Annotated in this window: 11 protein-coding genes and 1 pseudogene; 7 read left to right on the top strand and 5 right to left on the bottom strand. The window is 73.2% G+C overall.

Annotated elements, in window-relative coordinates; genetic code table 11:
* Positions 1–99: 99 nt before the first annotated feature.
* Together AC07A4_RS25185 and AC07A4_RS25180 are read right to left on the bottom strand one after the other, a co-directional pair.
* The gene (locus AC07A4_RS25185; protein WP_478602430.1) at positions 100–1,074 is read right to left on the bottom strand and encodes a lytic polysaccharide monooxygenase auxiliary activity family 9 protein; all 975 of its coding nucleotides are present in this window, start codon (positions 1,072–1,074) and stop codon (positions 100–102) included.
* 190 nt (positions 1,075–1,264) lie between these two features.
* Positions 1,265–1,951, bottom strand: a complete 687-nt coding sequence (locus AC07A4_RS25180; RefSeq protein ID WP_478602428.1) for a response regulator — start codon at positions 1,949–1,951, stop codon at positions 1,265–1,267.
* A gap of 163 nt (positions 1,952–2,114) precedes the next feature.
* On the opposite strand from AC07A4_RS25180, the gene AC07A4_RS25175 reads away from it, so the two are divergent.
* From AC07A4_RS25175 to AC07A4_RS25155, 5 genes and pseudogenes are all read left to right on the top strand, one after another.
* Positions 2,115–3,128: a Bug family tripartite tricarboxylate transporter substrate binding protein gene (locus AC07A4_RS25175; protein ID WP_478602426.1), complete on the top strand. Its 1,014-nt coding sequence runs from the start codon at positions 2,115–2,117 to the stop codon at positions 3,126–3,128.
* Positions 3,125–3,658 (top strand): tripartite tricarboxylate transporter TctB family protein, encoded by a 534-nt coding sequence (locus AC07A4_RS25170; protein ID WP_478602425.1) that lies wholly within the window; start codon positions 3,125–3,127, stop codon positions 3,656–3,658. Before AC07A4_RS25175 ends, AC07A4_RS25170 begins: the two co-directional genes overlap by 4 nt.
* A 1-nt stretch (position 3,659) precedes the next feature.
* On the top strand, positions 3,660–5,168 hold the full coding sequence (locus AC07A4_RS25165) for a tripartite tricarboxylate transporter permease (RefSeq protein ID WP_478602423.1): 1,509 nt from the start codon (positions 3,660–3,662) through the stop codon (positions 5,166–5,168).
* On the top strand, positions 5,165–5,653 hold the full coding sequence (locus AC07A4_RS25160; RefSeq protein ID WP_478602421.1) for a GNAT family N-acetyltransferase: 489 nt from the start codon (positions 5,165–5,167) through the stop codon (positions 5,651–5,653). The genes AC07A4_RS25165 and AC07A4_RS25160 overlap by 4 nt, the downstream gene beginning before the upstream one ends.
* 93 nt (positions 5,654–5,746) lie before the next feature.
* A pseudogene (locus AC07A4_RS25155) lies at positions 5,747–6,661 on the top strand (NUDIX domain-containing protein); the annotation flags it as partial.
* On the opposite strand, the gene AC07A4_RS25150 reads toward AC07A4_RS25155, so the two are convergent.
* Both AC07A4_RS25150 and AC07A4_RS25145 read right to left on the bottom strand, forming a co-directional pair.
* Complete coding sequence (locus tag AC07A4_RS25150) at positions 6,658–7,197, bottom strand: ribonuclease FAU-1 family protein (RefSeq protein WP_478602419.1); 540 nt, start codon at positions 7,195–7,197, stop codon at positions 6,658–6,660. The pseudogene AC07A4_RS25155 and the gene AC07A4_RS25150 overlap by 4 nt on opposite strands.
* Entirely contained in the window at positions 7,178–8,110 is a 933-nt protein-coding gene (locus AC07A4_RS25145) for a GNAT family N-acetyltransferase (protein ID WP_478602417.1), read from the bottom strand. The genes AC07A4_RS25150 and AC07A4_RS25145 overlap by 20 nt, the downstream gene beginning before the upstream one ends.
* A 69-nt stretch (positions 8,111–8,179) precedes the next feature.
* On the opposite strand from AC07A4_RS25145, the gene AC07A4_RS25140 reads away from it, so the two are divergent.
* The gene (locus AC07A4_RS25140) at positions 8,180–8,569 is read left to right on the top strand and encodes a GntR family transcriptional regulator (RefSeq protein WP_478602415.1); all 390 of its coding nucleotides are present in this window, start codon (positions 8,180–8,182) and stop codon (positions 8,567–8,569) included.
* A 116-nt stretch (positions 8,570–8,685) separates the two neighbouring features.
* On the opposite strand, the gene AC07A4_RS25135 is transcribed toward AC07A4_RS25140, so the two are convergent.
* The gene (locus tag AC07A4_RS25135; protein WP_478602414.1) at positions 8,686–9,780 is read right to left on the bottom strand and encodes a DUF5925 domain-containing protein; all 1,095 of its coding nucleotides are present in this window, start codon (positions 9,778–9,780) and stop codon (positions 8,686–8,688) included.
* A gap of 156 nt (positions 9,781–9,936) precedes the next feature.
* Here AC07A4_RS25135 and AC07A4_RS25130 point away from each other — a divergent pair, with 156 nt between their 5' ends.
* Positions 9,937–11,361, top strand: coding sequence for a GH39 family glycosyl hydrolase (locus AC07A4_RS25130; protein ID WP_478602412.1), 1,425 nt, complete (start codon positions 9,937–9,939; stop codon positions 11,359–11,361).
* Positions 11,362–11,403 lie beyond the last annotated feature (42 nt).

Genomic DNA, 11,403 nt, shown 5'->3' with positions numbered 1-11,403 from the left:
TACGAGGACCTTCCGGCGCCTTGCGATCGCACGCACCAGACGCCGCGCGGCCCGCCCTTCGGGCGAACGGCGGGGGATTTGACGACAGGCCCTAGCCCTCTAGCGCTGTGTGGCGGCGCGGCGCCGCGCCGCCACGAACAGCGCGCCCGAGCCGATCGCGAGGGCCGCCGCCCCGCCGACGGCGTAGTACGCGGTGGAGCCGTCGCCGCCGGTCTCGGCGAGGTTCTCGCCGGTGGCCGTGACCGGCTTCGCGGCGCCGCCCTTGGCCTCGGGGGCGTTGGCACCGGCCGCGGCGGGCTTCGCCTCGTGGACCTCGGGCGCCTTCTTCCCGCCGAGGTCGCCGTGGCCGTGGTGCTCCACCGAGGACTTGCCCGCGCCGTCGCGGATGTCCCGCTCCGACGGCGCGGCGGCGGCCGGGGCGGCGCCGCCCTTCCCCTTGCCCGCGCCGAACACCACGTCGGAGCAGGTGTAGAACGCCTCGGGGGAATCCGAGCGCTGCCAGATCGAGTAGATGAGATGGCGCCCCGACCTGGCCGGGACCGTGCCGCTGAACTCGTAGGAGCCGTTCACCAGCTTCGGGTCCGTGACCTTCGCGAAGGGCCGCGCCTCAAGGTCCGACCACTTCAGGGGCTTGGCCGGGTCGTACGAGGCCTTGGTGACGTACAGCTCGAAGGAGCCGCGGTGCGGGGCCGTCGCCCGGTAGCGGAAGGTGTGCTTTCCGGGGCTGAGCCGTGTGGACGGCCAGTCGGCGCGCGGCAGGTCGAGCCCCTTGTACTTGGCGTTCCCCGCGCTGCACAGCTTCCCGTCGGGGATGATCTGCCTCGACTTGCCCGCGGCGTTGGCTATGTTGACCTCGTTCCAGTCGTACAGCGGCTGGGTGCCGCCCGCCCGGACGAGCGCCTTGCAGGCCGCGGACCTCGGCGCCTCGGGACCCTCCTGGAAGCAGGCGGCCACCCGGCTCACCGGGTCCGTCATCGAACCGTGCGCGGCGGCGGGCCCCGCCTGGAGTACGGAAAGGGCGAGCGGTACGACACCCGTGGCGGCGACGGCGACTGCCTTGCGGCGAGCGGACATGGGGGGACTCTCCTCGGGAGACGGTTCGGGGGAGGCGGGGAGCGGCTGCGCTCGGCCCCCGCGGCGCTCAGCAAGCTAGCCCCTGGAACCCCCCGATTCGCCTGCTCACAGCGGGAGACGGTGATCCTTATGGTCGGCTTAAGGAGCCGCTAACCGAGCGCTGAGGCTCGGCCGTCGGCCGGGCTGAGGCTCAGCCCACCCACCGGTAGCGCCGCTCCGGGCGCCCCGCGCCCCCGTACCGCAGCGTCACCTCCGCGCGGCCCGTCGCCGCGAAGAACTCCAGGTAGCGGCGGGCGCTGACGCGGGAGAGGCGGCCCGCGTCCGCGCACTCGGAGGCGGAGAGGCCCTCGGGGCGGGCGCGCAGGGTGTGGGCCACCAGGTCGGCGGTGTGCGGGGCGAGGCCCTTGGGGAGTTCGCGGGAGCCGGGCGGGCGGGTGCCGAAGATCTGGTCGACGTCCTCCTGGCGGGCCTCGGCGAGCGTGTCGAGGCGGGCGCGCAGGGCCGCCACGTGCCGCAACTGCTCCCGCAGGGCCGCCTGGTTGAACGGCTTGATCAAGTAGTGCAGGGCCCCGGCGCGCAGGGCCGCGCGAATCACCCCGGCGTCCCGCGCGGCGGTGATGAACAGGGCGTCCACCGGCACCCGGCCGGGGTCGCGCTCCTCGGCCGCCCGCAGCTCCCGCAGCACCGCGAGGCCGTCCAGGTCCGGCAGGTACACGTCCAGGAGCACCAGGTCGGGGCGGAGCCGCTCCGCGGCCCGCAGCGCGTCGGCACCGCTGTGCGCCACGCCCGCCACCGAGAACCCGGCCACCGCGGCGACGTACCGGCTGTGCAGCTTGGCGACCATGAAGTCGTCGTCGACGACCAGCACCCTCGTCATCGCCCGGCCCCCCTCGGCCCGTTGTCGTCGCCGCAGGTTACGAGCGCGACCACAACGACCACAACGTCCGTTGATTCCGGAAGAGAGACAGCTTCTTAACGCGTGGGCAACATGTGAGCCACCTCACTCACGTATCCGGCCAGACGGTCAGACGGCCAGACAGGTGGTGGCACCCGTGCGACTACGCACCCCCAGGCGGCTGCGCGTCCCCCTCGCCCTGTGCGGGGCCGCGCTCCTCGTGCTCGTGGGGCCGCCGCTGCTCACCGCGGGCGGCGGCGACAGCACCGGCACCCAGATCCCCGGCCTGCGTGTCATGGTCCCCAACACCCCCGGCGGCGGCTACGACATCACCGCCCGCACCGCGGCGAAGAACGCCGAGGACGCCGGACTCACCCACAACATCGAGGTGTTCAACCTCCCGGGCGCGGGCGGCACCGTCGGCCTGAGCCGCCTCGTCGGCGAACACGGCAACGGCAGGCTCGCCATGTCCATGGGCCTGGGCGTCGTCGGCGCCGTCCGCTCCAACCACGCGCCCAAGACCCTCGCCGACACCACCCCGATCGCCCGCCTCACCGAGGAGCAGGACGTCGTCGTGGTCTCGAAGAACTCCCCGTACCGCACCATCGGCGAGCTCGTCGACGCGTGGAAGGAGCGGCCGGGGAAGATGCCCGTCGGCGGCGGCTCCTCGCCCGGCGGGCCCGACCACATCGCGCCCATGCTGATGGCCCGCGCCGCCGGCATCCCGCCCAAGGACGTCAACTACATCCCCTTCGACGGCGGCGGGGAACTCCTCGCCTCGATCCTCGGCGACAAGGTCGCCTTCGGCGTCTCCGGCGTCGGCGAGTACCTCGACCAGATCAAGTCCGGCGAGCTGCGCCTGCTCGCCGTCACCGGCCCCCAGCGCGTCAAGGGCCTGGACGGGCCGACCCTCAAGGAGTCCGGCTACGACGTCGAGTTCACCAACTGGCGCGGCATCGTGGCGCCGCCCGGCCTCTCCGACGCCGAGCGCGACAAGCTCATCGGTCTCGTCCGCGAGCTGCACGGCTCCAAGGAGTGGCGGGCGTCCCTGAAGAAGAACGGCTGGGACGACGCCTTCCTCACCGGCGGGAAGTTCGGGGACTTCCTCGAGGCCCAGGACAAGCGCGTCGTCTCCGTGCTGAAGGAGCTGGGGCTGTGACGACCACCGAACCCGCCGCCCAGGAACCCCCCACCCGCAGGGCCTGGCTGCGCGAGCACTCCGAACTCGGCGTCTGCGTCATGCTCCTCGCCCTCGGCGCCCTCGTCCTCACCGACGCCCTCACCATGGACGTCGCCCTCACCCAGCGCGGCCCCGTCGGCCCGCGCACCGTCCCCATCGCCGTCGGCGCCGGACTGCTCCTCATCGCCGTGCTGCTCGCCGTCGACGTCCTGCGCGGCGGCCGCGGCGAGGCCGAGGGCGGCGAGGACATCGACCTGTCCGAACCCGCCGACTGGCGCACCGTCCTGCTGCTCGCCGGGGTCTTCCTCGCCACCGCCGTGCTGATCGAGCCCGCCGGCTTCCCCGTCGCCGGAGCGCTGCTCTTCTGGGGCGCCGCCTACGCCCTCGGCAGCCGCGCCCCGGACCGCGACCCCCTGATCGCGGCGGGCCTCTCCCTGACCACGTACGTCGTCTTCAACAACCTGCTCGGCGTGCCGCTGCCCGGCGGCCCCCTGATGGGAGTGCTGTGACATGAACGCCTTCAGCTCCCTCATGGACGGCTTCGGCACCGCGCTCACCCCGGTCAACCTGCTGTGGGCCGCGGTCGGCGTGCTCCTCGGCACCGCGATCGGCGTGCTGCCCGGCATCGGCCCCGCGATGGCCGTGGCACTGCTGCTCCCGGTGACGTACGGGCTCGAACCCACCGGCGCGTTCATCATGTTCGCGGGCATCTACTACGGCGCGATGTTCGGCGGCTCCACCACCTCCATCCTCCTCAACACGCCCGGCGAGAGCGCCGCCGTCGTCGCCGCCATGGAAGGCAACCCGATGGCCAAGTCGGGCCGGGGCGCGCAGGCGCTCGCGGCCGCCGCCATCGGCCACTTCGCGGGCGGCGTGATCGGCACGATCCTCCTGGTCGCGCTCGCGCCGAAGGTCGCGGACCTCGCCGTCGACATCGGCGCCCCCGACTACTTCGCCCTCATGGTCCTCGCGTTCATCGCCGTGACCTCGGTCCTCGGCTCATCGCGCGTCCGGGGCCTGGCGTCCCTCCTGATCGGCCTGACCCTCGGCCTGGTCGGCCTCGACCAGATGACCGGGCAGCAGCGCCTGACCTTCGGCTCCCTGCAACTCGCCGACGGCATCGACGTGGTGATCGTCGCCGTGGGCCTGTTCGCGATCGGCGAGGCCCTGTGGGTCGCCGCGCACCTGCGCCGCACCAGCGGCCGGGCCATCCCCGTCGGCCGCCCCTGGCTCGGCAAGCAGGACGTCAAGCGGACCTGGAAGTCCTGGCTGCGCGGCCCGCTCATCGGCTTCCCCTTCGGCGCGATCCCCGCGGGCGGCGCCGAGATCCCCACGTTCCTCTCGTACGTCACGGAGAAGCGCCTGTCCAAGCACAAGGACGAGTGGGGCAAGGGCGCCATCGAAGGCGTCGCGGGCCCCGAGTCCGCCGCCTCGGCCTCCGCCGCGGGCACCCTCGTCTCCATGCTCACCCTCGGCCTGCCCACCACCGCCGTCGCCGCCGTGATGCTCGCCGCCTTCCAGCAGTACGGCATCCAGCCGGGACCGCTGCTCTTCGAACGCGAGGCGGAGCTGGTGTGGGGCCTGATCGCGTCCCTGTTCGTCGGCATGGTGCTGCTCCTCGCCCTCAACCTGCCGCTGGCACCGGTGTGGGCGAAGCTCCTGCGCATCCCGCGCCCCTACCTCTACGCGGGCATCCTCTTCTTCGCCGCGGTCGGCGCCTACGCGGTCGGCGGCGAGGCACTCGACCTCGTCATCCTCCTGGTCATCGGCCTGATCGGCTTCGGCATGCGGCGCTACGGACTGCCCGTCCTGCCCGCCGTCATCGGCGTCATCCTCGGCCCCAACGCCGAACTCCAGCTGCGCCGCGCCCTCCAGATCAGCGACGGCAGCGCCCGCGGCCTGATCGACACGCCGTTCTCGGTCACGGTCTACGCGCTGATCGCCCTGATCCTGCTGTGGCCGCTGGTGCGCAAACTCACGCGCGCCGCGCTGAACGCCCGCCGTACGGTGAGCGAATGAGCCAGAAGATCACCGGGGGCGCGCCGGACGCCCCCGCCATCCGCCGCGCCGAAGCCGCCGACGTGGCCGCCGTGAAGGCGGTCACCGACGCCGCGTACCACCCCTACGTCGAGCGCATCGGCCGGGTGCCCGCGCCCATGGAGTCCGACCACGCCGAGAACGTGGCGGCGGGGCGGGTGCACGTCGCCGAGGACGCGGCGGGCGAGGTCGTCGGCCTGGTGGTGCTCTACGCCCACGAGGACCACCTCTACCTGGACAACATCGCCGTGCACCCCGACGCCAAGGGCACCGGCCTCGGCCGCCGCCTCCTGGAGTTCGTGGACGCGCACGCGCGCGCCCTCGGACTCCCCGAGATCCGCCTCTACACCAACGCGATGATGTGGGAGAACCAGAAGATCTACCCGCACTTCGGCTACACGTTCGTGGAGCGGCGCGTGGAGGGGGTCTACGACCGCTTCCACTACCGCAAGGTCCTCACCGGCTGACGCGGGGGACTGCTCAGCGAGGCCGTTGTCACGAGGCCGTTGTCAGTGGCGGCTGCCATGATCGGCCCCATGACACCTGACGAGGGCGGCGGGCCCGGAACCCGGCACACCGAAGTGGTGGACGTCCACCTGATCCTGCGCAGAGGCGCCGAGGTCCTCCTCACCCGCCGCACCGGCACCGGGTACGCGGACGGGCTGCTGCACCTCCCCTCCGGCCACGTCGAGGACGGCGAGGACGTCCGCGCCGCCGTGCTGCGGGAGGCCCGCGAGGAGACCGGCCTCACGCTCGCCCCCGCCGACGTGTCCGCCGCCGTCGTCCTCCAGCACAAGGGCCCCGGCGGCGCGCCCCGCATCGGCTGGTTCTTCGAGGCCCGGTACGGCGCGGGCGGCACCCCGGTCAACGCCGAGCCCCACAAGTGCGCCGGGCTGACCTGGGCACCGGTCGACGCCCTGCCGGATGACATGGTGGCCTACTGCCGCGCGGGCCTGGAGGCCTGGCGGGCGGGCGAACGCTTCGCGGTGCACTGGCAGCAGGACGGCGACACGGTGGCGCACGACCCGCGGGCGCCGCGCCCCGCCGTCGCCCTCGCGCCCGCACGGCAGGGCGCCCTGCACCACGTGGAGCTCTGGGTGCCCGACCTGGCGGCCGCGGCCGCCGCGTGGGGCTGGCTCCTGGGCGAACTGGGCTATGTGCCGTACCAGTCCTGGGAGCGCGGCCGCAGCTGGCGCCGCGAGGAGGCGTACGTGGTCGTGGAGCAGTCGGCGGCGCTGCGCCCCGGGCCCCACGAGCGGTGCGCGCCGGGGATGAACCACCTGGCGTTCCACGTCGCGGACCGGGCGGCCCTCGACCGCCTGGTGGGGCTCGCGCCCCGGCACGGGTGGCGGCCGCTGTTCGCGGACCGCTATCCGCATGCCGGGGGCGCGGGGCACAGCGCGGCGTATCTGGAGGACGGGCTGGGGTACGAGGTCGAACTGGTGGCGTCGTCGCCTGACCCCGCCACGCCCTAGGCCGCCGAAGCCCCCGGCAGGCGGCCCTCCTTCGCGAGGAGTTCCAGCGCGTACAGCGCCCGCACAGCGGCTTCGGCGGCCGCGGGGTCGGTGTCCCTGAGGCCGCTCTCGGCGAACTCGTCCTCGTCCAGGCGCAGCACCGTGGAGCCGTCCGCCGAGCACCACAGGTCGAGGTCCAGGTCCTCGACGGTGAGGGTGGCGCCGGTGCGCACGGCCGGGCGGGTCACGTCGCAGTACCAGCCCTTGAGGGAGCCGTCCTTGGCGTACACCTCCTTGACCGCGTACCAGCGGTCGCGCCAGAAGTGCTCCACGAACACGTCGCCCGGCTCGAAGCGGACGAAGCCGAAGTCGCGGACGCCCTTGCCCGCCCACGGCGCGCGGACCGTGACCTGGGTGCCGTCGTCCGCGAGGAGCCGCGCCGGATAGGTGATCTTCGTGCGGCCCGCCTTGCGCAGGACGACCTCGATCTGCGTATCGGTCTCAGCCTCGTTGTCAGCCTTGATATCAGTCTTGATGTCAGCCGAGGGTGCGGACATGACGGACCTCCGTGTCGTAACGTTCGTAGCCGAACCATTGGTTGATCGCGACCATCGGGCCGTTCTCGGAGTCGTTGCCGGTGAACGCCTCCGTGCAGCCCGCCGCCCGCGCCCGGTGCAGCGAGGTGTTCTTCGCCAGCTTGGCCAGGCCGCGCCCGCGGTAGGCGGCGGACGTGCCCGTCATCCCCGACGCGTAGCGGCCTTCGCCGTCGGTGTGGGCCAGGGTGAACGCGGCCGGGTGGCCGTCCACCACGGCCACGACGGTCAGCTCCCGGTTGAGGAGCGGATGGCGCCAGGTCTCCGTCAGCCAGAAGTCGTAGTCCGTGAACTCCGCGGGCACGTCGCCCGGTTCGTCCGCGACGGTCTCGGAGTCCAGGGCGAACAGGGGGCGCGGGTCGGCCGCGAAGTCCGCCGCCGTGCGCAGCTCGACGCCCGGCGGCACGTCGGCGAGCGGCGGCAGCGCGCCGTGCGCCAGGTCGAGGCGGAGGAAGTGCGCCGTGCGGCTCGCGCGGTAGCCGAGGCGCTCGGCGAACGCGCGGTTGCGCGGGCTGTCCAGGACCCAGGAGTAGAGCGCCGTCGCGCCCTTGCCCGCCAGGTGCTCCTCGGCGGCGCGCGCGAGCAGCAGGCCCGCGCCGCGCCCCCACCGGTCGGGGCGCACATAGATGTTCACGAAGCCCTGGCCCGGCTCCGGGCTGTCGTGCGCGATCCCGATCTGCGCGGTGCCGATCACCTCGCCGTCGTCCTCCGCGACCAGCGCGCGGTAGTGGGCGTCGGGGTGCGCGTGCCGCGCCGTGTACGCCACCGAGGCGGCGGTGGCGAGCAGCGCGGGCACCGACGCGCGGCGCACCGCCGCGTAGGCGGCGGTGTCCTGCGGGTCTGAGGTGCGCAGAGCACGCACCCGGATGTCCGTCATGCTCGCGACGGTACGCGCGCACCCCGCCCGGATGCCCCCCATTTTCCGCGCGTGCGGGACAATCGGCGGGTGGCTCTGAAGATCGTCATCGAGGAAGGCGGCGCGACCGCTCCCTACGAGCAGGTGCGCGCGCAGATCGCCGAGCAGGCCCGGGGCGGTGCGCTGCCCGTCGGCTACAAACTGCCCACGGTCCGGGGGCTCGCCGAGTCCCTCGGCCTGGCCGCGAACACCGTGGCCAAGGCCTACCGGGCCCTTGAGGAGGACGGGGTGATCGAGACGCGGGGCCGCAACGGCACGTTCGTGGCGGCGGCGGGGGACGCGGCGGCGAAGGCTGCCGCCGGTGCCGCGCAGGCCTTTGCCGAGCGGGTTCTGCGGCTCGGGCTCTCGGAGGAGGCGGCGACCACGGCGGTCCGCGACGCGCTGCGCGCGGCTTACGGTGCCGCTGGTTCCGCTGGCTGAGCCCTGTCCGTACGGGTGCCCGGGGCTGACCCCTGTCCGGACGGGCGCCCGGCGGCTTCGGCCTGTGCCCGCCCGTTCCGCCCTCTGGGCGGACCAGCCGCCCACAGAGAGGACGGCTACAGGTACAACCCCGCGTCCGCCCCGTCCCTGCTGCCCGGTACCGACGGCGGTGTCGTGCCGCGGCGCAGGGCGTACAGCTCCGCCAGGGTCGCCCCCTCGCGGCCCACGCCCTCCTCCGTGCCCAGCCAGTTGACCGACTCGGCCCGGGTGAGGGCGCCCACCTCGATGCGGGCCAGGCAGCGCCCGGGCCGCACCACCGCCGGGTGCAGCCGCTCCAGGTCCTCGTTGGTGGTGACGCCGACGAGGACGTTGCGCCCCTGGCCGAGCAGCCCGTCCGTGAGGTTCAGGAGCCGTGAGAGGGCCTGGCCCGCCGTGTGCTTGGCCTCGCCGCGGATCAGTTCGTCGCAGTCCTCCAGGAGCAGCAGCCGCCAGCGGCCCTTCGCCGTGCCCTCGTCCTCGCCGATCGCGATGTCCATCAGATAGCCGACGTCCGTGAAAAGGCGCTCCGGGTCCAGGACGCAGTCCACCTGGCACCAGTCGCGCCACGAGCGCGCCAGCGTGCGCAGCGCGGACGTCTTGCCCGTGCCGGGCGGCCCGTGCAGCAGGAGCAGCCGCCCCGAGACGTCCTCCGGCGTGAGCTTCATCAGCTTGTCCATGGCGTCGGCCACCGGCGCGGTGTAGTTGCCCCGCACCTCGGACCAGGTGCCCGCGGAGATCTGCCGCGTCGTGCGGTACGGGCCGCGGCGCGGCGACACGTACCAGAACCCCATCGTCACGTTCTCCGGCTGCGGCTCGGGCTCGTCCCGCACCCCGTCCGTGGCCTGGTGGAGCACCTTCTCGGCGAGCTCGGCCGACGTCGCCGTGACCGTCACGTCCGCGCCCCGGCTCCAGCGCGAGACGAGCAGCGTCCAGCCCTCGCCCTCGGCGAGCGTCGCGCTGCGGTCGTCGTCACGGGCGGCCCGCAGCACGCCCGCGTCCGGCGGCAGCAGCGTCGAACCGGGCCGCACCCGGTCAATGGTCACGCTGTGTGAGTACGGCTGCTCGCCCGTCGTGAAACGGCCGAGGAACAGCGCGTCGACGACGTCCGCGGGCGAATCGCTGTCGTCGACGTTGAGCCGGATCGGCAGGGAGTCCTGAGGGTTCGCAGACATGTCGCCATGATCGGGCAGGAACACGTCCCCGTGCACCCTGGTTTCCGCCGCTTGTCCCCCCGGATTCCGCAGCGGTTCCGCCACTCTGCGGACAGGCCCAGGACACTCCGGCGGAACCGGCCCTACCGGGAACCCCCGCCGTTACTCTGGCCCTTGATGCGACGTCATGGGAGGAACCCGGATGCGCGGCGGTGGCGCCTCGCCGCTCTGCTCGGCGTCGGCGTGGTCGCCCTGGCCCTGGTCCTGACCATCCTCACGCTCCCCGATGAGCGCGGCGGCAGCACCGCGGGCACCACCCCGGACGGCGACAAGGTGCACGGCACCCCCGGCGCCCCGCCCACCCGGCCGGAGGCCGAGGTCGGCTGGGGCTTCACGCACACCCAGTACAGCGCCGACGAGGGCGAGTCCGCGGCCGTCGCCCGCGCCGAGAAGCTGCTCGCGGGACGGCCGCGGCCGCTGCCGCAGATCCAGCACGTCATGGGCTGGGGCGCGGGCAACCCGGAGCCGGTCAAGGGGCGCTACGACTTCTCCGCGATGGACCGGCGCATCGACTTCGTCCGCGCCACCAAAGGCACGCCCGTCGTCACCCTGTGTTGTGCCCCGGACTGGATGAAAGGGGGCGAGCCCGGCTCCGACAGCACCGACTGGAGCCAGTCGGCCCTGGAGACCGCCCCCAGGCCCGAGCACTTCGACGACTTCGCGCGCCTGGCCGCGACCGTCGCCAAGCGCTACCCGGACGTACGCCACTTCGTCGTCTGGAACGAGCTCAAGGGCTTCTGGAACACCGCCGAACGCCGCTGGGACTACGAGGGCTACACCCAGCTGTACAACCTCGTCTACAAGGCGCTGAAACAGGTCAACGAGGACATCATGGTCGGCGGCCCCTACGTGATCATGGAGAGCGTGGACCCGCGCCAGACCGAGGGCGGCTCCAAGGAGGTCAAGGGCGCCTGGGGCCGCCTCGACGAGCGCTCCGTCGACGCCTTCGACTACTGGAACAAGCACAAGGCGGGCGCCGACTTCGTGGTCGTCGACGGCTCCAGCTACACGGTCGACGACGAACTCCTTCCCGACGCCTTCCAGGCCACCGACAAGTTCACCGACGTCGGCCGCTGGCTGCGCGAGCGCACCGACGGTTTGCCCCTGTGGTGGGCCGAGTACTACGTGGAGCCGGGCGACAGCGAGGACCGCCGCGACGACTGGCCGGAGGAGCGCCGCGTCGCCGTGCACGCCACCGGCCTGATGGCCATGGCCAGAGGCGGCGCCACCAGCGGCTTCTACTGGAACCCGCAGCGCAGGGGCGAGGCCTGCGCGGGCTGCCTGTGGAGCGCGACGCAACTCGAGGACGGCGGCCGCGAGCTGCCGATACTGCGCTTGCTCGCCCGGTTCTCCGCCGAGTTCCCGCCCGGCACCCGGTACGAGAAGGTGTCCGTCGCCAAGGACGACGTACCGAACGTCCGCGTCCTCGCCGACGACGAGACCGTCCTCGTCACCAACACCCTCGACCGGCCCATCAGCGCCGAGATCGACGGCCGGCGGTTCGACATGGCCGCGTACGAGGTGAAGTGGCTCAAGCGCTGAGCCGCCGCCCCGCGGCGCGCGGCTGAGCGGGGCCGCCCGGCC

The organism is Streptomyces sp. NPDC043996 (assembly GCF_056435225.1).
This window is presented reverse-complemented; position numbering and strand designations above follow the sequence as displayed.